The 22,732-nt window shown below is 72.3% G+C and carries 18 protein-coding genes; 8 read left to right on the top strand and 10 right to left on the bottom strand.

The window, feature by feature from the left end; all coding sequences use genetic code 11:
* The first annotated feature begins 40 nt into the window (after window positions 1–40).
* Both ACYSUO_RS14275 and ACYSUO_RS14270 read left to right on the top strand, forming a co-directional pair.
* A complete protein-coding gene (locus ACYSUO_RS14275) occupies window positions 41–1,525 on the top strand; it encodes an NAD-dependent succinate-semialdehyde dehydrogenase (protein WP_461776456.1) in 1,485 nt (494 codons plus the stop codon).
* 68 nt (window positions 1,526–1,593) lie between these two features.
* A complete protein-coding gene (locus tag ACYSUO_RS14270) occupies window positions 1,594–2,115 on the top strand; it encodes a DUF3830 family protein (protein ID WP_461776455.1) in 522 nt (173 codons plus the stop codon).
* A gap of 68 nt (window positions 2,116–2,183) precedes the next feature.
* Here the strand turns inward: ACYSUO_RS14270 and ACYSUO_RS14265 are convergent, their stop codons facing one another.
* The 6 genes from ACYSUO_RS14265 to ACYSUO_RS14240 all read right to left on the bottom strand — a co-directional run bounded on the left by ACYSUO_RS14265 (window position 2,184) and on the right by ACYSUO_RS14240 (window position 9,422).
* Window positions 2,184–3,620, bottom strand: a complete 1,437-nt coding sequence (locus tag ACYSUO_RS14265) for an MFS transporter (protein ID WP_461776454.1) — start codon at window positions 3,618–3,620, stop codon at window positions 2,184–2,186.
* The gene (locus ACYSUO_RS14260; RefSeq protein WP_461776453.1) at window positions 3,617–4,063 is read right to left on the bottom strand and encodes an aconitase X swivel domain-containing protein; all 447 of its coding nucleotides are present in this window, start codon (window positions 4,061–4,063) and stop codon (window positions 3,617–3,619) included. The genes ACYSUO_RS14265 and ACYSUO_RS14260 overlap by 4 nt, the downstream gene beginning before the upstream one ends.
* Window positions 4,060–5,340, bottom strand: a complete 1,281-nt coding sequence (locus ACYSUO_RS14255) for an aconitase X (protein WP_461776452.1) — start codon at window positions 5,338–5,340, stop codon at window positions 4,060–4,062. Before ACYSUO_RS14255 ends, ACYSUO_RS14260 begins: the two co-directional genes overlap by 4 nt.
* Entirely contained in the window at window positions 5,337–7,019 is a 1,683-nt protein-coding gene (gene ilvD, locus ACYSUO_RS14250) for a dihydroxy-acid dehydratase (protein ID WP_461776451.1), read from the bottom strand. Before ilvD ends, ACYSUO_RS14255 begins: the two co-directional genes overlap by 4 nt.
* A 12-nt stretch (window positions 7,020–7,031) precedes the next feature.
* Entirely contained in the window at window positions 7,032–8,324 is a 1,293-nt protein-coding gene (locus ACYSUO_RS14245) for an FAD-dependent oxidoreductase (RefSeq protein WP_461776450.1), read from the bottom strand.
* Between the two features lie 141 nt (window positions 8,325–8,465).
* Complete coding sequence (locus ACYSUO_RS14240; protein ID WP_461776449.1) at window positions 8,466–9,422, bottom strand: LysR family transcriptional regulator; 957 nt, start codon at window positions 9,420–9,422, stop codon at window positions 8,466–8,468.
* A gap of 208 nt (window positions 9,423–9,630) precedes the next feature.
* On the opposite strand from ACYSUO_RS14240, the gene ACYSUO_RS14235 reads away from it, so the two are divergent.
* Window positions 9,631–12,792, top strand: a complete 3,162-nt coding sequence (locus ACYSUO_RS14235; RefSeq protein WP_461776448.1) for an amidohydrolase family protein — start codon at window positions 9,631–9,633, stop codon at window positions 12,790–12,792.
* Between the two features lie 7 nt (window positions 12,793–12,799).
* Here the strand turns inward: ACYSUO_RS14235 and ACYSUO_RS14230 are convergent, their stop codons facing one another.
* The gene (locus tag ACYSUO_RS14230; RefSeq protein ID WP_461776447.1) at window positions 12,800–13,315 is read right to left on the bottom strand and encodes a putative immunity protein; all 516 of its coding nucleotides are present in this window, start codon (window positions 13,313–13,315) and stop codon (window positions 12,800–12,802) included.
* Window positions 13,316–13,324: 9 nt separating this feature from the next.
* On the bottom strand, window positions 13,325–13,702 hold the full coding sequence (locus tag ACYSUO_RS14225; RefSeq protein WP_461776446.1) for a MerR family transcriptional regulator: 378 nt from the start codon (window positions 13,700–13,702) through the stop codon (window positions 13,325–13,327).
* Window positions 13,703–13,774: 72 nt separating this feature from the next.
* Here ACYSUO_RS14225 and ACYSUO_RS14220 point away from each other — a divergent pair, with 72 nt between their 5' ends.
* The gene (locus tag ACYSUO_RS14220; RefSeq protein WP_461776445.1) at window positions 13,775–14,746 is read left to right on the top strand and encodes an alpha/beta hydrolase family protein; all 972 of its coding nucleotides are present in this window, start codon (window positions 13,775–13,777) and stop codon (window positions 14,744–14,746) included.
* A 3-nt stretch (window positions 14,747–14,749) separates the two neighbouring features.
* Here ACYSUO_RS14220 and ACYSUO_RS14215 read toward each other — a convergent pair whose 3' ends face one another.
* Window positions 14,750–16,222, bottom strand: coding sequence for an amidase (locus tag ACYSUO_RS14215; RefSeq protein ID WP_461776444.1), 1,473 nt, complete (start codon window positions 16,220–16,222; stop codon window positions 14,750–14,752).
* Window positions 16,219–17,226: a D-2-hydroxyacid dehydrogenase gene (locus tag ACYSUO_RS14210; protein WP_461776443.1), complete on the bottom strand. Its 1,008-nt coding sequence runs from the start codon at window positions 17,224–17,226 to the stop codon at window positions 16,219–16,221. The genes ACYSUO_RS14215 and ACYSUO_RS14210 overlap by 4 nt, the downstream gene beginning before the upstream one ends.
* A 371-nt stretch (window positions 17,227–17,597) precedes the next feature.
* Here ACYSUO_RS14210 and ACYSUO_RS14205 point away from each other — a divergent pair, with 371 nt between their 5' ends.
* The 4 genes from ACYSUO_RS14205 (at window position 17,598) to ACYSUO_RS14190 (ending at window position 22,720) form a co-directional block, all read left to right on the top strand.
* Entirely contained in the window at window positions 17,598–18,500 is a 903-nt protein-coding gene (locus ACYSUO_RS14205; protein WP_461776442.1) for a maleate cis-trans isomerase family protein, read from the top strand.
* Window positions 18,501–18,621: 121 nt separating this feature from the next.
* Complete coding sequence (locus ACYSUO_RS14200) at window positions 18,622–19,392, top strand: maleate cis-trans isomerase family protein (RefSeq protein ID WP_461776441.1); 771 nt, start codon at window positions 18,622–18,624, stop codon at window positions 19,390–19,392.
* A gap of 36 nt (window positions 19,393–19,428) precedes the next feature.
* Window positions 19,429–20,130, top strand: a complete 702-nt coding sequence (locus ACYSUO_RS14195; RefSeq protein ID WP_461776440.1) for a GntR family transcriptional regulator — start codon at window positions 19,429–19,431, stop codon at window positions 20,128–20,130.
* Window positions 20,131–20,377: 247 nt separating this feature from the next.
* The gene (locus ACYSUO_RS14190) at window positions 20,378–22,720 is read left to right on the top strand and encodes a DHA2 family efflux MFS transporter permease subunit (RefSeq protein WP_461776439.1); all 2,343 of its coding nucleotides are present in this window, start codon (window positions 20,378–20,380) and stop codon (window positions 22,718–22,720) included.
* Window positions 22,721–22,732 lie beyond the last annotated feature (12 nt).

Below are 22,732 nucleotides of genomic sequence, written 5' to 3'. Positions count from 1 at the left end.
AGTGAGCCGGGCCGGGAGTTTCAAAACCACGGGAGTCGAAGTGAGTGCAGTGACCGAACAGCAGACAGAGCGCGAGCGGACCGTCGTCGCCTCCGTGCCCGACGGACTGTTCATCGGCGGCAGCTGGCGCCCGGCGGCCTCCGGCGCGACCTTCGGCGTCGAGGATCCCTCTCTCGCCCGTGAGCTGCGCACCGTCGCCGACGCGGGCGCCGAGGACGCGCGCGCCGCCGCCGAGGCCGCGGCCGCCGCGCAGGAGTCCTGGGCGGCCACGGCGCCGCGCGAGCGCAGCGAGATCCTGCGCCGCGGCTACGAGCTCCTCATGCAGCGCCAGGACGAGCTCGCGCTCCTGATGACGCTCGAAATGGGCAAGCCGCTCGCCGAGGCGCGCGGCGAGGTGGCGTACGCCGCCGAGTTCTTCCGCTGGTTCGCCGAGGAGGCCGTCCGGATCGAGGGCGGCTACCAGGCCTCCCCCGACGGCAAGGACCGCTTCGTCGTGATGAAGCGCCCGGTCGGCCCGGTGCTGCTGATCACGCCGTGGAACTTCCCGCTCGCCATGGGCACCCGCAAGATCGGCCCGGCGATCGCGGCGGGCTGCACGATGATCGTGAAGCCGGCCGAGCAGACGCCGCTGACGATGCTGAAGCTCGCCGAGATCATGACCGACGCGGGCGTTCCCGCGGGCGTCCTGAACGTGCTCACCACGTCGCGCCCCGGCGAGGTCGTCGAGCCGCTGCTGCGCGGCGGCACGATCCGCAAGCTGTCCTTCACGGGCTCCACGGCCGTCGGCCGGCTCCTGATCGAGCAGAGCGCCGAGCACGTGCTGCGGGTGTCGTTGGAGCTGGGCGGCAACGCGCCGTTCATCGTGTGCGAGGACGCCGACCTGGACAAGGCCGTCGAGGGTGCGATGGCCGCCAAGATGCGCAACATCGGCGAGGCGTGCACGGCCGCCAACCGCCTGTACGTGCACGAGTCCGTCGCCGCCGAGTTCGCCGAGAAGCTCTCCGCCCGGATGTCCTCGCTCGCGGTCGGCCGCGGCACCGACGACGGCGTCTCGGTCGGCCCGCTGATCGACGAGGACGGCCGCGGCAAGGTCGAGGAGCTGGTCGCCGACGCCGTCGAGCGCGGCGCCAAGGTCCTCACGGGCGGCGAGCGCGCCGAGGGCGAGGGCTACTTCTACGCCCCGACCGTCCTCACCGGCGTCTCCCCCGACTCCGCCCTGATGAGCCAGGAGATCTTCGGCCCCGTGGCCCCGATCCTCACCTTCACCGACGAGGACGAGGTCGTCGCCGCGGCCAACGACACCGAGTACGGCCTGGTCTCCTACCTGTTCACGGAGAACCTGGAGCGCGCCTTCCGGCTCTCCGAGCGTCTGGAGACGGGCATGGTCGGCCTCAACAAGGGCGTCGTCTCCAACCCCGCGGCCCCGTTCGGCGGCGTCAAGGCCTCGGGCCTCGGCCGTGAGGGCGGCCGGGTCGGCATCGACGAGTTCCTGGAGACGCGCTACCTGGCGATGCCACTCGGCTGACAGGCGGCCTCGAACCCACTTACCTTGCCCCTACGTTGATCACCGATCAGACCGGAGCGACGACACCCATGGACCGTTTCATCGAGGTCTCCCTGCCCAAGCGCGGCGTCACCGCCACCGCCAAGCTGCTCGACGACCGTGCCCCGATCACCTGCGAGGCGATCTGGAACGCCCTGCCGCTGGGCAGCGACGTCTACCACGCGAAGTACGCGCGCAACGAGATCTACACCCTGGTGCCCGCCTTCGCCCCGCAGGAGCCCCCGCTGGAGAACCCGACGATCACGCCGATCCCCGGCGACCTCTGCTACTTCACGTTCTCCAACACCCAGATGAGCACGGCCTCCTACGGCTACGAGGCCGCCGCCGAGCAGCAGGGCAACCAGGCCGCGCACGCGGAGCGCGACATCGTCGTCGACCTCGCCCTGTTCTACGAGCGCAACAACCTCCTGATCAACGGCGACCAGGGCTGGGTCCCCGGCATCGTCTGGGGCACGGTCGTCGAGGGCCTGGACCGGCTCGCCGAGGCCTGTCAGGACCTATGGCGGGCGGGCGCCGTCGGGGAGTCGCTGCAGTTCAAGCGTGCGGAGTGAGTGCCTAGGCAGGGATGAAAGGGGCGGGCCGCTTTCTCCGGCCCGCCCCTTTCGCCGTTCCTCCGCGCTCAGGCCGGGGACGAACCCGCCCGCGACGACGGGACGACCGGCGCGGGCGGCGGCTCGTCCACCGCCGCACCGCTCAGCGCCCCCTCGGCGTCGGCCGGCATCCTGCGCTGCACCCGGCCCAGTACGAACAGCACCAGGACCATCACGGCCGGACAGATCGCGAAGATGCCGAACGCACCCTGTGCCCCGAGGCCGGCATCGAGGATGACGCCGCCGAGCCAGGGCCCCAGCATGGCTCCGGCCTTGGCGACCGACGACGCCCAGCCGGCGCCGTTGGCGCGGATCTCCGTCGGGTAGAACGTGCCCGCGATACTGGTGATGCCCCCGTGCCCACCGTTGACGAACATCTTCGCGCCGATGACGAAGCCGACGTACACGGCGGGTGCGAGCACGCCGCTGCCGAGCACGAGCATGCAGACGACGGCGGCCAGCGGCATCCACAGAATCGTGCCCGCGCCCTTCTTGTCGACGAAGCGGCTGATGAACAGCTGCCCGACGGCGCCCGCGACGCTGGCCAGGGCGGCGATGGTGGCGGCCGCACTGACGCTGAAGCCCATCTGTTCGTTGATCATCGGCGTCCAGAAGACCAGGAAGTAGATCAGCGCGGACGACAGCAGGTAGACCAGCCACAACAGGGGTGTGATCGCGGCGAGGTGGCCACGGAAGAGCTGCGCGGGGGTGAACCGCTTCCCCGCGAACGCCTGCCCCGGGGTCTCGGCGGTGAAGCGGGTCCCGGGCTCGAAGGACAGGCCCGGCTGGAAGCGGACGAGGATGCGTGCGATGCGCTCGTCGCTCCCGGGGCGGGACTTCAGCGCCAGGAACCGCACCGACTCCGGCACCAGCGTCAGCACCCCGGCGAGGGTCAGCAGCGAGCAGACGCCGCCGACGACGAACACTGTGCGCCAACCGTGCTCCGGGATCAGCCAGTTGGAGACCGGACCGCCGGCCGCCCCGCCGAGCGTGTAGCCGACCATGATGATCGCGACGGACGTCACCCGGAACCGCTTCGGCGCGAACTCGGCCGCCAGCGCCCAGGTCAGCGGGAGCACGCCCCCGAGGAAGAGGCCGGAGACGAAGCGCAGCACGAACAGGTGCCCGTACGTGTCCGCGAAGGCGAAGGCGATCATGAAGATGCCGAAGCCCGCGACGGATATCGTGATGGTGGGGCGCCGACCCATCCGGTCCGCCAGGTAGCCCATGATCAGCGCGCCGATCATGGTGCCGAAGAGACCGACCGTGCCCAGGGTGCCCAGTTGGGTGCCGGTGAGGTCGAAGTCCTTGCGGATGTAGGTGGCGGCGAACGACAGGATCTGGAAGTCGAATCCGTCGAGGAACGTGATCACGAAGCAGACGGCGTACATCAGCAGCCAGCGGCGGCTCGCGTGCTGGCGCTCGATGACCGGGGCCAGGTCCACGACGGGTGGTGAGGCTCTCACGGGGTCTCCTCGGGGGCCGGTGGTGCGGCGGGGTGGACCGTGACGGTGCCGCTCTCGGCGTCGATACGGACGCGGTCGCCGGTGCGGATGGCGAGGAGGGGATCGCGGTCCAGATCGGTCACGGTGGGGACGCGCGTGACGACGGCGCCGAGCGCGGCCTTGCTGGTCGTCGTCGTGTAGATCATGCCGAGGGGCGCGGTGCCGGCGAGCCGTGTGGCCTGGAAGAAGCCGGACCAGCCGGAGGAGCCCTTGGCACCGGGGAAGACGAGGATCTTCCCCGCGAACGACACGCCGTACAGGGCGTGCCGGCGTTCGATCACGACGCCGCGGGCCGGGTCGATGCCGCCCCAGCCGGAGATCGTCTCGGGTGACACCAGGGCCTCGCCCTCCACGACGCCGGGGACGACGGTCCTGCCGTGCAGGACGACGCTCGGGGCGCTCATCGCAGCTCTCCCTTCCAGGTGCCGGTGACGGCGGCGTCGACGCAGTCGGCGAGGGTGCCGAACCAGGCCTCGATGCCGAGGATCGCGGGCAGGTAGTGGGCCTGTTTCGCCGAGTCGGTGGCGAAGACGCGGGTTCCGGGCGGCGCCGAACGGGACATCGCCGGGCAGGAGTCGGTGAGGACGCGGGCGCCCGCGCGCTCGATGGTCGCCGTCCAGCCGTTGCGGTCGGCGACCGTGCGCAGGGCGCGCGGCACCATCAGCCACAGCTCGGTGGCGGAGTTGAGCCGCCGCCCGTCGAGGAGCCGGGCGGTGTCACGGACCTGGTCGAGGGAGGCGTGCGGGCAGCCGAGGAGGACGAAGTCGACGTCGGTGCGCTCGCCCTGGGAGTTGAGGTCCTCGTAGACGGCGCGGCGCTCGCGCTCCCCGTACGGCACGGCCTCGGGCACAGTGCGCCCGCCGAAGGCCGTCCGCAGGTCGGGCGCCTCCGGGGTGATGCCGGGGAGGTGGTAGATCTCGACGCCGCCGGAGGAGGCGGCGGCCGCCCCGAAGTGCTTGAGGTCGAGCAGGTCGGGGCGGACCAACTCGCCGGTGACGACAGGGCGTTCCTCCTGGACCAGACCGCCCGCGAAGTAGCCGAGCATGCCCCAGTCGAGCGGCCCCGCGATCGGGGTGCGGGCGTCGATGTGGTGGGTGCCGTGGCGGTTCTCGGCGCGGTGGTTGCCCCAGCACGGGATGCGGCCGGTGAGCGAGGCGGCTCCGGTGGAGGCGGCGCCCTCGCAGTTGGTGCGGGCGCCGAGCACCGAGTTGGCGTAGACGACCGCGGAGGACTCCATCCAGGCCACGTGCTCGCCGCGTACGGGGATGTTGCCGACCTGGTACGGCGTGCAGGTGGCGAGGATGCTGACGCCCTTCGCGCTGTAGAAGGCCTCGGCGTCCGTCTGCAGTTCGACGAGTTCCTTCGGGTAGGGCGCGGTGCCCTGGGCGTCGGGCCCGAAGCCGTGCTGGAGCTGGCAGGTGGGCACCTTCATGTCGGGGACGGCGAAGTCGGCGTCGCTGTCGAGGTTGAGGACGGCGTACGCCTTGTTCCAGCCGCCCTCCGCGACGAGGCGGGCCTTGGCGGGCGAGGGCTGGGTCATGGTGCCGGCGACGTTGCGCACGTCGCACAGTTCCTCGGCGTCCAGGGCGCGGCCGTAGCGGACCAGGAGGTCCATGGCGGCCGCGGCGGCGGGGCCCTCGGCGCCGTCGAGCAGGGCCTTGTCGGTGTCGCTGAGTTTCACGCGGGCGTGGGTCCTTCCTCGAGGGTGACCGCGCCCTGTTGCAGGGGACGGACCGTGCGGCGGTAGACGGACAGCCAGCCGCGTCCGCCCTCCGCGTACGCGGTGACGGGGGTGCGGGCGGCCAGTTCCTCGTCCGGTACGAGGAGGTCGGCGCGGCGGGTGGTGAGGTCGACGGAGATCGTGTCGCCGTCGCGCACCAGGGCCAAGGGACCGCCCGCGGCGGCCTCCGGTGACACCTCGCCGACGACGATGCCCTTGTTGACGAGGCCGGAGAGCTGCCCGTCGGTGACGACGGCGACCTTGCCGGTGAGCCCGGCGCCGTCGAGCGCGAAGACGGGCCGTGAGGCCATGCCCATGCCGGGTGTTCCGGTGGGGCCGAGGCCGCGCAGCACGAGCACCTGCCCGGGCCGCACGTCACCGGCCTTGAGCCCTTCGAGGGCGTCCTGCGGGGTGTCGTACACCTTGGCGGGGCCGGTGAACGACGGCGAGCGTTCCTCGTCGACGGCGAGTTTGACGATGCCGGTGGCGGGTGCGAGCGAGCCGCGGACCAGGACGATCGTGGGGCGGCGGCCGTGCGGCCGGTCGATCGGGCGGATCACTTCCGGGTCGGCGGGGGCACGGCCTTCGAGGTTCTCGCCGAGGGTGCGTCCGGTGACGGTGCGGGCATCGGTGTGCAGCAGGTCGCGCAGTTTCCACAGCAGCCCGGCCGCGCCGCCCGCCGCCTCGAACTCCTCAATGGACACAGGGCCGTTGGGTCGCACGGCGGCGAGGAGCGGCACCCGGTCTGCGAGGCGTTCGTACAGCCCGTAGACGTCGACGCCGTTTCCCGCCTCCTGGGCGACCGCCTGCAGGTGTTTGACGGAGTTGATGGAGGCGCTGACGGAGACCATGGCGGTGACCGCGTTCTCGAAGGCCTCGCGGGTCAGCAGGGCGCGCGGACGCAGGTCCTCTCGTACGAGGTCGACGATCCGGCTGCCCGCGGTGCGCACGTCGTCCCACATCTTCGGGCTGTTCGCGAGCACGGGCGTGGAGCCCGGCAGTGCCATGCCGAGGGCTTCGCAGGCGATGTGCATGGAGTTGGCGGTGCCCATGCCGGCGCAGACACCGGGTCCGGCCACCGCGTTCTCGCTCATGCCGGTCAGATCGTCGAGGGTGATGCGGCCCTGGGCGTGGTGTCCCGCGCCGAGGAAGACGTCCTCGATGTCGCAGTGTCGTCCGGCGAAGGTGCCGCAGGGCTGGTAGCCGCAGCCGACGACGACGGTCGGCAGGTCGAGCCTGGCCGCCGCCATCAGTTGGCCGGGGGCGGTCTTGTCGCAGGAGGCGAGGGTGAGCATGCCGTCCAACTGGGCGCCCTCGACGGCGGCTTCGATGTCGTGGCTGATCAGGTCGCGGGCGGAGAGGATGTAGCCGCCGCGGCCGCCCGCGCTGTGGATGAAGTCGCTGGGGGCGACCGTGCGGATCTCGAAGCCGATGCCGCCCGCCGCGTCGATCGCCTCCTTGGCGGCAGCGGCGACGGCGTCGAGGTGGCTGTAACAAGTGGCGAGCTGCGACGAGGAGTTGACGATGGCGATCTTCGGTTTGGCCATGTCCTCGTCGGTGAGTCCGAGGGCCCGCCACTGGGCCCTGCGGACGGCCCACGGGGACGTTCCCGGGGTGTAGTTGCTGCGGAGGTCTGTCATGGGCGGGCTCCCTCAGTCGTCGACGTTGGCGGCAAGGCGCGTGCGCAGGGCGGCGAGGTCGATGTCGTGCACGCTGCCGTCGGGTCCGGCGAGGTCCAGGGCTTGCGCGGCGCCCGCGCCCATCGCCGCGCACGGGCCCATGACGCGGACGCTGGACAGTGCGGCGGCGTCGCCGTCGGCGCAGCGCCCCGCGGCGGCGAGGTTGTCGCAGTCGGGCGAGAGCAGGGAGCGCAGCGGCACGTAGTGGACGTGGTCGGGGCCGAAGGTCTCCCAGACGTATCCGTCGGCGCGGTCGTGCAGTTCGACGGGCCAGGCGGTGCGGGCGACGGCGTCGTCGAAGCGGGTGCCGGAGCGGACTTCGCCGAGGGACAGCTGGTGGACGCCCTTGATCCAGCGGGTCTGGCGCCGCCCGGGGAAGCCGTACGAGCGGACCTTCGCGTTGCCGAACGCCTTGGGGAACTCGGCGCGCAGGAACTCGACCACGCGGTCGGCCTGTTCGCGCCCGTCGAGTTGGGCGGACGACGCCTCGACCGGGTCGAGCGGGGCGGGGACGTGGGTCATGTTCAGTACGGCGGTGCCCCGTCCGGGGAAGAAGAACGCGAGGCCGTCGCGGCGGATCAGGCCCCAGTCGGCGGCCTGGCCGTGGACGCGCTCGGCGAGTTCCTCGCGGCCCGGCTTGTGCTCCTCGTCCAGGTGCTCGAGGACGATCTGCTGCGAGCCGTAGATCGTGCGCTCCGGCACCCGGCAGGGCAGCCCCGCCTCCCAGGCGAGGGCGGCGTCGCCGCTGGCGTCGACGAAGCCCGGGGCGGCGACGCGTACGGGGCCGTAACGGGTCGCGAAGGACGCGGAGTTGATGCGCCGGCCTTCGCGTTCGACGCCGGTGAGCGAGGCGCCCAGCACGACGCGGATGCCGAGTTCGCGGATGCGCCGCTCGACCCACCGGCCGAGGGCCACCTCGTCGTAGCTGACGGTCATGGTGTGGCCGCGGTTGTGGTGCAGATCGCCGGAGGCGCCCAGGTCGGCGAAGATGCCGTCGAAGATGCCGTGGGTGAGCTGCCGGTAGTCCGGGCCGTTGCCGTACACACCGCAGAACAGGCCGATCAGCGAGTTGACCATCTGCCCACCGAGCACGGGCAGGCTGTCGACGAGGACGACCTCGCGGCCGAGCCGGGCGCTCTCGACGGCGGCCGAGACGCCGGCGACGCCCGCGCCGACCACGCAGACATCGGCGTCGAGGTCGTGGCGGGCGGCGCCCGCGGGCTTGGTCACGGTACGGACCTTCAGCTCGGTCAGGGCATGGGGCATGGAGGTCTCCCGGTGCGAGGGGGTGCGGGTGCGTGGCGGGGGCTCGTGGTTCCCACCGCTCCTGCGCACCGTAGGGAGCACCCGTCGCCGGGGGGAATGCCCAGGTCAATAGAGCGTTCGACTGGCCGCCATCAACGGCGTTTATGGTGCGATGCCGCCTGTCGCCCGGACCACGAGGTCGCGCAGCCAGCTGTGCGCGGGGTCCTCGTCGTGGCTCGCGTCCCACCACAGGTGTTCGTCCAACGGGTCGAGCGGGACCGGGCAGTTCAGCGTGCGCAGGCCGTGCGCGGAGGTCAGCGGCGCGGCGAGGCGCTCGGGCACGAGGGCCACCCGGCGGGTCCCCGCGACGAAGTCGGGCACGGCGCGGTAGCTCTCCACGCGGACGGCGATCCGCGGCCGGATGCCGAGCGCGGTCAGCTGCCGGGTCGCCGGGGCGGCCGACGGATAGCCGTCGTCGCGGTGGTACGGCACGACCCACGGCTGCCGCGCCAGGTCCTCGATGCCGAACGACGCGGCCTCGCACAGCGGGTTGCCCGCGGACACCAGGCAGACCCAGCGGTCGGTGAAGAGCGGGACGGAGGCCACGCCCGGTGTGCGGAAGTGGCCGAGGGGCGGCGAGACCATGCCGTCGACGAGCCGGATGGTCTCTCCGGCGCCGCTGCCGATGGTCTCCCTGACCAGTTGCAGATGCAGCGCCGCGTGAGGCGCCTCGCGGTCGAAGAGCCGGGACAGCGCGGGGCCCAGGACGCTCGCCGGATAGTCGGCCATGAGGAGCGTGAACTCCCGTTCCGTGGTGGCCGGATCGAAGGCTCGGCCGGTCGCGAAGAGCCGCTCGGCCGCCGCGCACACCGCCTCGGCCTGCCCGGCCAACTGCGTGGCGAGCGGCGACAGCACATAGGCGCCCTGGACCCGCACGAGCAGTTCGTCCCCGAAGTGCCGGCGCAGCCGGGACAGCGTGGCGCTGACGGCGGGCTGGGTGACGCCCAGCTGCCGGGCGGCGCGGGTGACGTTGCGCTCGCGCAGCAGCGCACGGAGGGTCACCAACAGGTTGAGGTCGAGGTTGGCGAGGTGTGCGGGGCCCGGCTGACGGTGGCTCATGGGCGCCGTATTGTGCCGCAGCGATCCCGCCGGGTCACCGGGGCTTCCGCCCGACGGAAGGCTTTTCGGGGTCGGGTGCGCCGGTGTGCGGAGCAGCGGCGGCAGCGCATTACTTTCACGTCACATCTACCGCGCGTGCGGACGCTGTGACGCGCGGTGTGCATAGCCTCCGGTCAACTGTTGCTGATCTTCGGGAGGTTGGACGACCGTGGCTTTCACACGCCGTGCTTTCGTCAAGCGGAGCGGCCTCGTCGCCGCCGGGACCGCGCTGGCCGGGTCGGGCGGTGCGGCCCTGTCCGCGTCGGGTGCGGCGGCCGCCGGGAGACGCGCGGCGGTCACGGTGACCGGGATGACCAACGGCTCGGCCGCGCTGTCGCCCGACGGCGGCACCGTCGTGTTCGACCTGGTCAATACGTTGTGGACGGTGCCGGCCGAGGGCGGCGACGCCGAGCGGCTGACCGGCGGCGCACTGGAGGCGGTCGAGCCGGACTACTCGCCCGACGGCCGGCACATCGTGTTCTCCGCGTACACCGACGGTTCCTTCCATCTGTGGGTCGTCGGCTCCGATGGGCGCGGGCTGCGTCAACTCACCGACGGTGCCGACGATCACCGCGAGCCCCGCTGGTCCCCCGACGGCACGCGCATCGCCTGCGCCGTCGAGACCGGCAGCCGCTACGCCGTCCACGTACTGTCCGCCGAGGGTGGCGAGCGCCGGGTCTGGACCGAGGGCAGCGCGCAGGAGGCGCAGCCCGCCTGGGCGCCCGACGGCAAGGCCATCGTGTTCACCTCCGGCAAGGACAGCGCGCCGCAGGCGATCGAGCGGGTCGAGGCCGACGGCAGCCGCAAGGTCCTCGCGAAGGTGGACTCCGGCTTCGTAGCGGGCCCTTCCCTCTCCCCCGACGGCGAACGGCTCGCCTACGTGCATCTGACCAGCGCCGGAACCTGCGTCGTCGTGGACGGCGACGCGGTCTCCGGCGCGGACGAGGACGTCTTCCCGCTGCCGGTGCGCTGGGTCGGCGCGGACGAGCTGCTGTACACGGCGGACGGCAAGATCCGCCGCCGCTCGCTCGGCAAGCAGTCGGTCAAGGACATCCCGTTCACGGCCGACGTGCAGGTGCCCACTGTCGAGGAGCGCCCCACGGCCAGGGACTTCGACTCCACCGCCGCCAGGCCCGTGCGCGGCATCGTCGGGCCCGAACTCGCCCCGGACGGCGACCGCGTGGCGTTCGCCGCGCTCGGTGACATCTGGGTGATGCGCCGCGGCGGTCGGCCCCGGGCGGTGGTCTCCGACGGACACCACAACACGTCGCCGACCTGGTCCCCCGACGGGGACTCCCTCGTGTACGTCAGCGACCGCTCCGGCACGCAGGAACTGTGGCGGTGCACCCTCGCCGACGGCGCGACCCGGCGCCTGACCGACGTGGGCGGCGCGACGCTGCCCGCGGTCAGCCACGACGGGTCGGCCGTCGCCTTCGTCGCCGACGCCGGCGTGCACATCCTGAATGTGGAGAGCGGCGCCGTCCGCAAGGTCGTCGGACCGCTCAACGCGCCCGGCCGCCCCTCCTTCACCGCCGACGGCAGCCGCGTCTCGCTGGCGGCCTTGGCACCCGTCACCCCGCGCTTCAGGGAGGGTCACAACCGCGTCCTCACCGTCGAACTCGCCACCGGCGAGGCGCGTTACAGCGACCCCGTTCCGGGCTCCTCGCTGGGCAATCGGGAGTACGCGGGCCCGGTGTACTCCCCCGACGGCAAGCACCTCGCCTGCGTCGTGGACGGCACCCTGCGCGTGGTGCCGGTGGACGCGGCCGGGCTGCCCGCGGGCAAGGCCCGCACCGTCAACAGCGAGAGCGCCGACTTCCCCTCCTTCAGCGGCGATTCCCGCTCGCTCCTCTACCTGTCCGCGGGCCGGCTGCGGATCGCGGACGCGCGCGGTGGACGCGCCGCCGCGGTCCCCCTGGACCTGACGTGGCGTCCGGCGAAGCCGACCGGGCGCACGGTGGTGCGCGTCGGTGCGCTGTGGGACGGCACCGGGTCCCGGCTGCGCCGCGATGTCGAGATCGTCCTCGACGGCGACCGTATCGCCGCGGTCCAAAAGGCAGGCACGACGGCCGTCCGTTCCGGGGACAAGGTGGTGAAGGCGGGTGAACTGACCGCGATACCCGGCATGATCGCCGCGCACGAGCACGGGCCGTGGGAGCTGGACGCGACGTCCCGGCTGTGGCTGGCGTTCGGGATCACCTCGGTGCGCTCGCCGGGCAGCGGCCACTACCACCTGGTGGAGGCGAAGGAGGCCGTGGAGTCGGGGCGGCGGGTCGGGCCCCGGGTCTTCACGGCCGGCGAGCTGATCGACGGCTCCCGGGTGTACTACTCCTCCGCGCGGCCCGTGACCGACCGCGAGCAGCTGCGGCGCGAGCTGGACAAGCACGAGGCGCTCGGGCACGACCTGGTGAAGACGTACGTCAGGCTGCCGTACGACATGCAGGCGGAGGCCATCGCCGGCGCCCACCGGCTCGGCCTGCCCGTGACCTCGCACTATCTGTTCGGGCCGTTGGCGCTCGGGGCCGACGGCGCCGAGCACGTGGGCGGCACCAGCCGCTACGGCCGCCGCCAGAAGGAGACCCACCTCGGGCACTCCTACGACGACGTCACGGCCCCGCTGATCGCGTCCGGCATGGCCTTCACCCCGACGCTCGGCCTTTCCGGGCTCGGCCTGTCGTCGGTGCGGGCGGCGCTGTACCGGTATGCCGGGTGGGCCCTGGACGACGCGCGTCTGAAGGCGCTGCTGCCCACGGAGGCGTACGACGAGTTCCGCGACGGTGTGCGGGCCGCGCAGGCCGAGGAGCCCACGGCCGAACTGGGTTTCGTCGCCCGGCACGGGGCGACCGTGCGGCGCCTGATCGAGGGCGGGGCGCACGTCCATGTCGGCACGGACAGTCCCCTCGTACCTCCGGCGGTCTACTACCACCTCAATGTGCAGGCCATGGTCCGCTACGGGGTCTCCCCCGCCGACGCGCTGCGCTCCGCCACCGCGGAGGGCGCCCGCACTCTGGGTGCGACGGAGCATCTGGGCACGATCGAGCCGGGCAAGTTGGCCGACCTGGTGCTGGTGGAGGGCGATCCGCTGAAGGACGTCACCGCCGCCGCGGCGGTCCGCACGGTGGTCACCGGGGGCGTGGTGCACGACGTGTCAGACCTGGTCGCGGACGGGGCGCCAGCCTCGGCGAAGAGTGCGAAGAGCACGAAGGATTCGGACGGGGCGGCGGCCCAGTCGTCGGTCCGCAGCGCCTCCGCCGAGGACGTGCCGCAGGGCCCCGTCCTCGAACGGTACTGGTGGCACCGGCCCGAACACGCGGTGCACAGCTGCTGTTGACGCGGCGTCAGCAGTCGAAGACCGACCAGCAGATGTCGTTGCGCAGACGCTGATCGTCCAGGACGAGTGCCCGGATGGCGTCCGGGAGCCGCTCGCGCTGCCAACGGCACTCGTCCCGGCCCGCCTCCTCGGCCTCGTCCTTGGGCGCCGCCGCGCGAACGGCCTTGATGGCGTAGGCCGCCGCGCCCAGTTCGTGCGCCGCGACGTGCGCGACCACGGCGGCCTGTCCCGCGGCGAACGCCGCGTGCCGGGCCGGACCTTCGAGTACGCGGGCGGCCGCCATCGCGTGGCCGCCCGCCGCGCGGGCATCGGACATTCTGATCTCTCCGCGCGCCCACGCCCGGATCCGTTCGACGGCCTGACGGGGGCGTGGGTCGTCCGGCGCCACCGTCTCGAAGTGCGGCAGCACGTGCGAGGCGCACGTGGCCGCCCACAGGGCGAGGAGGTGGTGGTCGTCGTCCGTGAGCGTCCCTCCGCGGCGCAGGGTGATGAAGCGGGGGTCGCGGATCTTGGGCAGGATCACGGGCTCAGATTACGGCGCGGAGGCGCGGCAGGACCGGCCGGTGCGCAAGTTCGTCGTGGCACCGGCGATGACGGAGTCGAGACGGTCGCGGGTGTCGGCCAGCTCGGCGATCTTCTGGTCGATGTGGTCCCGCTCCGTCGACAGGCGGTCGAGCAGTTCGGGGGTGGCGTCACCGTCGACGACGCACGGCAGGAGCTCGACGATGGTGCGGCTCGACAGGCCGGCGGCGTAGAGCTGCTGGATGAGCAGGACCCGGTCGACCGCGTCCTGCGTGTACAGCCGTTGCCCGCTGGGGCTGCGTTCCGCGGCGAGCAGGTCGTGCTGCTCGTAGTAGCGCAGCGCCCGGACGCTGACGCCGGTCCTGGCGGCGAGCTCTCCGATACGCATCCGTGCGCCTCCCTGGCCGGTCCGGCGTCAGGCCTTGCCTCTGACGTCGACGTCAGGTTTTAGCGTACGCGCATGGACACCTTGGACCTCCCGGATTCCCGGGACAACACACCCGCGCCCGCCCCCGTCGTCTCGGTCAAGCCGGTGGTGCTGCCGGCGCCGCACCACGACGGAGGCCTGCGCGTACGCGTCACCGCGCCGGTGGCCGGGCGGGACCTGCCGGTCGTTCTCTTCGCTCACGGATTCGGCTCGTCGTTGGAGGGATACGGGCCGCTGGCCGACCACTGGGCCGCGCACGGCTTCGTCGTCGTCCAGCCCACGCATCTCGACTCCAGGACACTCGGCCTCGCGGCGGACGATCCGCGCGGGCCCCGGACCTGGCGGTACCGCGTCGAGGACATGAGGATCGTGCTCGATCACTTGGACGTGCTCGAAGCGGCCGTTCCCGGTCTGCGCGGCCGCGTGGATCAGGGGCGAACAGCCGTGGCCGGGCATTCCTTCGGCGGTCAGACGGCGGGCATGCTGCTCGGGCTGCGGGTCGGCGATCCCAAGACGGGGGTGACGGAGGATCTGTCCGACCCACGCGTCCGGGCGGGCGTGCTGCTGGCCACGGCCGGGAGCGGCGGCGACTCCCTGACGCCCTACGCCGCGGAGCATCTTCCCTGGCTGCGGCACCCCGACTTCACGCGGATGAGCGCTCCCGCGTTGGTCGTCGCGGGAGACAAGGACGAGCTGCCGATGACCGTCCGGGGCGCGGAGTGGACGACCGACCCGTACACGCTCGGCCCCGGTGACAAGAGCCTGTTGACCCTGTTCGGGGCCGAGCACTTCCTCGGCGGCATCTCGGGATACGAGGCCGCGGAGACGACCGACGAGAACCCCGCGCACGTCGCCCTGGTCCAGCGCGTCACGACGGCCTACCTGCGCCATGCGCTGGGCCTCGGCGACACCGACTGGGCGGCGGCCCGGGCCGAACTCGCCGCGGGCGCCCACCCGTTGGGCCGCCTGGAATCCAAGGGCGCGCCGGGCCTTGCCGGGGCTTGATGTTCAGCCGACCGGCGCCGTGTCCACCACCCCGGATCCGCGCAGCGCCGCGTGCAGCACCGCCGACGCGCGCAGCACCAGCTCGTCGCCGTGGCGCGCGGCGACCAGCTGCGCGCCCACCGGCAGACCCGCTTCGGTCACGCCGCACGGCACCGTGGAGGCCGGCTGCTGCGTCAGGTTGAAGGGGTACGTGAACGGGGTCCAGCCCGTCCACCGCTTGTGCCCGCTGCCGGCCGGCACCTCGACGCCCGCCTCGAACGCCGGGATCGGCACCGCGGGCGTGAGCAGCAGGTCGTACGTCTCGTGGAAGCGCCCCATGCGCACGCCGAGCGCCATGCGCGTGTCGACGGCGCCCAGGTAGTCGAGCGCGCTCTTCGCGGCGCCCTCGCGGCACGCCTCCTGGAGCCCGGCGTCCAGCTGGGCGAACTGCTCGGCGCCCAGGTGTTCGACGACCTTGGCGGCGCCCGAGAACCACAGCGTGTGGTACGCCTCCGCGGGGTCGGAGAAGCCCGGGTCGGCTTCTTCGACATCCGCCCCGAGGTCGGCCAGGAGCCGGGCCACGGCGGCGACTCGCTCGGCGACCTGCGGGTCCACGGGGGCGCCCGCGAGGGTCGGGGCGTAGGCGATGCGCAGTCCGCGCAGGGAGCCGTCGGCGAGGGCCTCGGTGACGGCGGCGCGGTAGCTGCCGTGCGGGGCGTCGAGGGCCGACCAGTCGCGGCTGTCGAAGCCCGTGATGGCGTCCATGAGGAGGGCGGCGTCCTCGACGGTGCGGCTCATGGGGCCCGCGTGCGCCAGCGTGCCGAACGGGCTGGCCGGGTAGAGCGGGATCCGCCCGTACGTGGGCTTCATGCCGAAGATGCCGCAGAACGCGGCCGGGATCCGCACCGAGCCGCCGCCGTCGGTGCCGATGGACAGCGGGGCCATGCCCGCGGCGACGGCCGACGCGCTGCCGCCCGACGAGCCGCCCGCCGTGGTCGAGGGGTCCCACGGATTGCGGGTGACGCCGGTCAGCGGGTTGTCGGTGACACCCTTCCAGCCGAACTCCGGGGTCGTCGTCTTGCCGACGAACACGGCGCCCTGTTCCCGCATCCGGGCGACGCACGGCGCGTCCTCGTTCCACTCGCGGTCCGCCGCGATGGTCAGCGAGCCGCGCAGCGTCGGGTGGCCCTTGGTGAGCATCAGGTCCTTGATGGACGTCGGCACGCCGTCGAGGAGGCCGAGGGCCTCGCCGCGCCGACGACGCTCCTCGCTCGCCCGGGCCTGTGCGAGCGCCTCGTCGCGGTCGACCAGACAGAACGCGTTGAGCTTGGGGTCGACGGACTCGATGCGGTCGAGCACGGAGACGGTGGCCTCGACCGGGGACAGGTCGCCGCTCTCGTAGGCGGCGAGCAGCTCGGTGGCGGTCAGCGCGTACGGCTCCTGGGGAGCCGGGGTGCCCGCGGCGGTCGCGGGGGTGGCGTCGGTCGTGCTGGTCATCGGGAGCCCTCCTCTGCTGCGGCCTGCGGGGCGTCCGCGACCGGTACGTAGCCCAGTTCCTTGTCCACGACATTGCGCAACGGGCGGCCCGCGCGCCAGCGCGTGAAGTTGTCCGCGAAGACCTCGGCGAGGTCGTCGAGCCAGGTGTCGGTGTCGGCCGACATGTGCGGGGAGACCAGCAGATTGGGTGCGTCCCACAGCGGGTTGTCCGCGGGCAGCGGTTCCTCGCGGAACACGTCGAGCGCCGCGCCACCCAGTTGGCCCTCTTCCAGGGCGGAGAGCAGATCCTTCTCGACGACCATCGGGCCGCGCCCGACGTTGACGAAGCGGGCGCCGCGCTTCATTCGGGCGAAGGTGGCCGCGTCGAACAGATCCTGCGTCTGCTCGGTCAGCGGCGCCGCGCAGACCACCCAGTCGGCGCGCGTGAGCAGCGCGTCGAGCTCGTCGAAGGCGTGCACCGTGCCGACCTCGGGGTCGCCCTCCCTGCGGGTGCGTCCGACCAGGTCGGTCTCGATGCCGAGCGCGCGCAGGGTGCGTACGACGGCGCGGCCGATGGGCCCGCCGCCAAGCACGACCGCGCGTGTCCCCCAGACCCGCTGGGTGACCCGGTGCCGCCAGACGTGGTCGCGCTGCCGGTCGTAGGTGCCGGCGAAGTCCTTCGCGAGGGCAATGATCTGCCCCGCGACGTACTCCGCGATCGGCTGTTCGAAAACGCCCCGCGAGTTGGTGAGGATCGCCTCGGATTCACGCAGGGCCGGGAACATCAGACGGTCGACGCCGGCGCTCGCCGTGTGCACCCAGCGCGGTCCGCCCCGTTCGGGCCAGGCGCCGGGCAGTGCGTCGGTGCCGAACTCCCATACCAACAGCGCGTCGGCGTGCGGGAGTTCCGCGGCGAGACGGTCCTCGGGGATGCAGACGAGCTCGGCGTGGGCGGCCACCTCCTCCAGGCCGCTGGGCCGGTGGTCGGCGAGCACCAGGACGCGGGATTTCTCGGTCTTCGGCACGGCGGTCCTTCTGGTCGCCCGAGGGAAGCGGCGACGATCGGAGCGGACATTATGCGAGGTGCGGTACGAGGGTTGACCATGGAGGAACGAAGCCCCGTGAGGGCTGGGGAAGGGCCATCCCCTGGGCTGAACTCCCCGGCTCTTTACCGAGGCTTTCACCACGACGAACGAGCCGCCCCGCGTAGGGGATTGACACGCTAAGCAGCCGATCTTTACGTTGTCAACAATCTACAGGCGAACCGCGGGCCCACTCCCTTACCCGTGGACCGTCCGGCAAAACACCTCTCCCCCTCGCACCACCTGCCATTACACGTCCACCTCAGGCGTACGGACCGCTTCTCGTACGCGTGCAGCCACGAAGGGGCACTGCATTGGACATCACGACCTTCGGCGGACCCGTCCCGCAGCTCGGCATCGGCGTAGTCGCCCCGTTCGACTTCGCGCTCGATCGCGAGCTGTGGCGCTGGACCCCCGAGGAGATCTCCCTCCACCTGACCCGCACCCCGTACGTTCCCGTGGAGGTCAGCGTGGACATGGCTCGCTTGATCAGCGAGCACGAGACCCTGCACAACGCCGTCATGGCCCTCGACGCGGTCCGGCCCGCGTCCTACGCGTACGCCTGCACATCCGGCAGCTTCGTCGGCGGCACCGCGCACGAACGTGCGATGTGCGTGTCCATGAGCGGTGCGGGCGGCGGCGCCCCCTCCGTCACCACATCCGGTGCGCTCCTTGAAGCCCTCGGCGAGCTGGGGGCACGCCGCGTCAGCGTCATCACGCCGTACACGGCGTCGCTGACGGACTCGCTCGCCGACTTCCTCGGCGAGGCGGACGTGGACGTGGTCGGCCGCCAGTACATGGGCCTGACCGGGGAGATCTGGAAGGTCGGCTATCGCAACGTGGTGGAGCTGGCCCGCTCGGCGGACCTGACGAACGCCGACTGCCTCTTCATCAGCTGCACCAACCTGTCGACGTACGACGTGATCCCGCAGTTGGAGGCGGAGCTCAGGATCCCGGTGATCTCCGCGAACCAGGTCACGATGTGGTCCGCGCTGCGGCACGCGGGCGCCAGCGCGGCGGGTGACTACCAGTCGCTGATCGACCCGGCGGCCCGTGCGGCGCTCTCGCCCTACCTCGGGCGGGGCATCGCTCCCCCGCCGCCCGCCGCCGCGGCGGCCGTCGTGCGGGAGGCCGCCGACTGGGAGCAGATCGCCGCGCCCGAGTCGGCGGCGGCCGCTCCCCCGGACGAGCCGATCGCGGACCTCGACCTCGGCTGACGCCCTGACCTCTGCCCCCTGAGCAGCGCCACACCCGTGGCGCTGCCGCTCTTCGTACTGTCAACAATCTACATTTGACCGGATTCCCGGTACACTGCCTGCACGAAAGGACGTCGAAAGCATGAGCGAGAAGACCACCCGAGTCGGGTTTCTGTACCCCGGATTCTCCGCAGAGGACGACTATCCGCGCCTCGAGCGGATGATCGGCGGCGGAGCCCGGCTCACGCTCGTCCACACGGACATCGGCGTGGACGCGCACCGGGTGGACGACCTCCTGGAGATGGGTTCCACGCACCGTCTCAAGGCGGCGCTCGGTGAGCTGCTCGCCCAGCCGCAGGACGTGGTGATCTGGGCGTGCACCAGCGCCAGCTTCATCTTCGGACCCGAGGGCGCCCGCAAGCAGGTCGCCGAACTCGCCGAGGCGGCGGGCCTTCCGGCCGAGCGGGCCTCCTCCACGTCCTTCGCGTTCGCGCACGCCGTCCAAGCGCTCGGGGTGCGCCGCCTGGCGATCGCCGCGACGTACCCGGACGACGTGACGGGCTACTTCGTCCGGTTCCTGGAGCACCACGGCTCCGAGGTCGTCTCGGTGTCGGGGCAGGGCATCATCACCGCCGCCGAGGTCGGCACGCTGGGCCGCGAGCAGGTCATCGAACTGGCGCGGAACAACGACCACCCGGACGCCGAGGCGATCCTGCTGCCGGACACCGCGCTGCACAGCGCCGCCTGGCTCGACGACCTCGAGGAGGCCGTCGGCAAGCCCGTCCTGACGGCCAACCAGGTCACCGCCTGGGAGGGCCTGCGGCTCGCCGGCGACGAGACGCCGCGCGAGGGCCTCGGCTCGCTGTTCCGGCTCTCCCGCACACCCCATTCCCCGACCCCCGCGACCGCCTGAGGCGGCGGCCGCGCCGATCAGAGGACCGAACTTAATATGGCCACTGCGAAAGCGCTGCGACCGGTCAAGCGTGAACCCGCGGCGACCGTCATCGCCGCCCGGCTCACGGAAGCGATCATGGACGGCACCCTGGCGCCGGGCACCCAGCTCGGCGAGGCCGAGCTGGCGGGTCAGCTGGGCGTGAGCCGGGGTCCCCTGCGCGAGGCGCTGCAACGCCTCGTGCAGCAGGGCATCGCCGTCAGCGCACCGCATCGCGGCGTCTTCGTGACCCGCCTCGACGAGGACGACGTGCGCGACATCTATCTGGCGCGCACCGCCATGGAGTCCGCGGCCTGCCGACTCGTGCTCCAGCAGGACCCGCAGACCACCGCGAACCATCTGGAGAAGGTGCACCGCAGGATGGAGTCGGCGGCGCGGCGCGGCAACGAGGCGGCGCTGAGCGCCGCCGACATGGATTTCCACCAGGTGCTCGTCGAGGAGTCCGGCAGCCCGCGCCTGCAGCGCATCGCGCAGACCCTGTTCGTGGAGACGCGGATGTGCCTGTCGGTCCTCACCGACGACCACCCCGATCCGGACGCGCTGGTCGAGGAGCACGCGGAGCTGATCGAGGCGATGCGCGACGAGGACGAGGAGCGCCTCCTCATGCTCCTCGACGCGCACATGCAGGACGCGGTCACCCGGCTCACGGGCGAGGCCGCGCCCCAGGTGGCGGCCGAACCGGACGCGGTGGCGGGCTGACCCGCGGCACGTCGTACGAGGAGGGCCCCGGCGGATGCATCGCCGGGGCCCTCCTCGTACGTACGCGCGCATGTCCGGTGTGCGCACGCATGTCCCGCGGCTTGTCGGAAATCCGTGAATCCGGGCATCCCGGCATCGGTTTTCCGGGGTTCGGCGACCCTGGCTGGCCCCGATGCCGCCCGAGGACGGAGGGTGCTCACGATCGGAATGTCGAACGCGGCGCACCGCGCCGCAGGAGAGGGTCTTCGTGAACGTGGCGACAACGGCGAACGGAACACAGGAGCGGCGGGCCGTCACCCTCGTCATGGCCTGTGTCGGGGTGTTCGTCGCCTATCTGCCGGTGACCTCCGTGTCGGTGAGTCTCCCGGCGATCCAGCGCGCGCTGGGCGCGTCCACCTCCGAGCTGTCGTGGGTGTCGGACGCGTTCGTGCTGCCGATGGCGGCGCTCATCCTCACGGCGGGCGTATTCGGCGATGTGCACGGGCGCAAGAAGGTGTTCCAGGCGGGCCTCGCGTTCACCGCCGTCGGCGCCGCGACGGCGCTGTGCGCACAGTCGGTCGAGGTGGTGTGGACCGGCCAGGCGCTGGCCGGGATCGGTGCGGCGGCGCTGCTGCCGACGACTCTGGCGATGATCAGCCAAGCGGTGCCCGACCCGCGTGAGCGCGGCAAGTTCGTCGGCCTGTGGGCGTCGTCCCTGATGGCGGCGCTGGCCGTCGGCCCGCTGATCTCGGGCGTGATCCTGGCGCACCAGGAGTGGCGCTGGATCTATCTGCCGTCGATACCCGTGGCGCTGCTCGCCATGGCGGTCGCCGCCAAGCTGGTGAAGGACTCCCGCGCCCCGCATGCCCGGGCGCTCGACTGGCCGGGACAGATCACCGCCACCGTCGCCATCACGGCGCTCGTGTACGGGGTGATCGAGGGCGGCGCCGGCTCCTTCACGGACACCCGGGTGCTGGTGGCGCTGGGGCTCGCCGTGGTCGGCCTGATCGCCTTCGTCGTCTTCGAGCGGCGCAGCGCCAGTCCGATGCTCGACCTGGGGCTCTTCCGCAGCGCGGGATTCAGCGCGACGAGCCTGATCGCGATGATCACCTTCATGGGGCTCATCGGGTTCTTCTTCGTGCTCAGCCTCTACTTCGGGATGGTGCAGCAGCTCGACACCCTCGACGCCGGGTACCGGCTGCTGATGGTGACCGGGGTCTGCTTCTTCGTCGGCCCTGTGGCCGGTCGTGTGATGCACCGGATCTCGCCGCGCGTGCTGATCACCGTCGGTCTGCTGTGTGCGGCGGGCGCGCTGTTCTCGCTGACGTCGCTGACCGCCGACACCTCGTTCGGCCCGATGGCCTGGCGGCTCGCCCTGCTCGGGCTCGGCATGGGTCTCGTCGTCACGCCCATGACGGCGACCGCCGTGTCCTCCGTGCCGCACCACCTGGCGGGCATGGCCGCTGCGGGCAACAACGCGCTGCGGCAGGTGGGCGGCGCGCTCGGTCCGGCGATCCTCGGCGCGCTGCTCACGTCGAAGTCCACGGGGTCGCTGGGCGAGCACCTGGCCGATGCCGGGGTCACCGGGTCCGCGGCGGAGCGGGTCGTCGGTGCGGCGGAGGCGCAGGGGCTCGGGGCGGTCGCCCAGCTGGACCTCGGGGCGGACCGGGGGCGGGCGCTCGGCGCGCTGTCCGAGTCGTTCCTCGACGGGATGCAGCTGTGCCTGATCGTGGCCGGTTCGCTGGCCGTGCTCGCGGCGCTGGTCGGTGCGGTGCTGCTGCGACGGCCGAAGCCGGCGCCCCGGTCTGCTCCCGCACCCGAGCCGGTCGAAGCGGTGGACGCCACCGAGCCCGCCCTGTCCGGCACCGTGCGCGACGCGGCCGGCGCGGGCCTGGCGGGTGCCGTGCTCACCCTCATCTCGCCGACGGGCCGGCAGCTCGCGCGCGCCGTCGCCGGGACCGACGGGCGCTACCGCGTGCCGGTTCCCGGGCCCGGCGCCCATGTGCTGATCACGACGGCGGACGGCCACCACCCGCACGCGACGAACCTCGTCCTCGCGGACCGTCCGACCGAGCACGACATCCTGCTGTCCGGCGCGGGCAGCATGACCGGAAAGGTCGTCGGCGCGGACGACGGGCTCCCCCTCGCCCACGCCGTCGTCACCGTGACGGACGCCCGCGGCGACGTCCTCGCGACCGGCATCACCGACGCCTCCGGGAGCTATGTCTTCGGGGACATCGCCGAGGGTGAGATCACGATCTCCGTGACCGCCGAAGGGTTCCGGCCCACCGCCGTCGCGGCGCGGGCCGCCAAGTCCGCCACCGTCCAGCCGGACATCGCACTCCGGCCGGGCGTCCGCCTGGAGGGTCGGATCCGTACGAAGGCGGAGCTCCGGCCGCTGTCCGACGCGCGCGTGACGCTGCTGGACGCGGCCGGGAACGTGGTGGGCACCTCGACCACCGGCTCGGACGGCGCGTACGCCTTCGGCGATCTGGACTCGGGCGAGTACTCGCTGGTCGCCAGCGGCTACCCGGCCTCGACCCGGACGGTGTCCGTGAACGGCCGCGCGGTGGAGGCCCTCGATTTGGACCTGGCGCACCCGCACGGCTGAGGGAAGAACGGA

The sequence above is a fragment of the Streptomyces sp. UC4497 genome (assembly GCF_054871485.1).
Note: the sequence above shows the minus strand (reverse complement) of the source record. Positions and strands in the feature narration are given on the sequence as shown.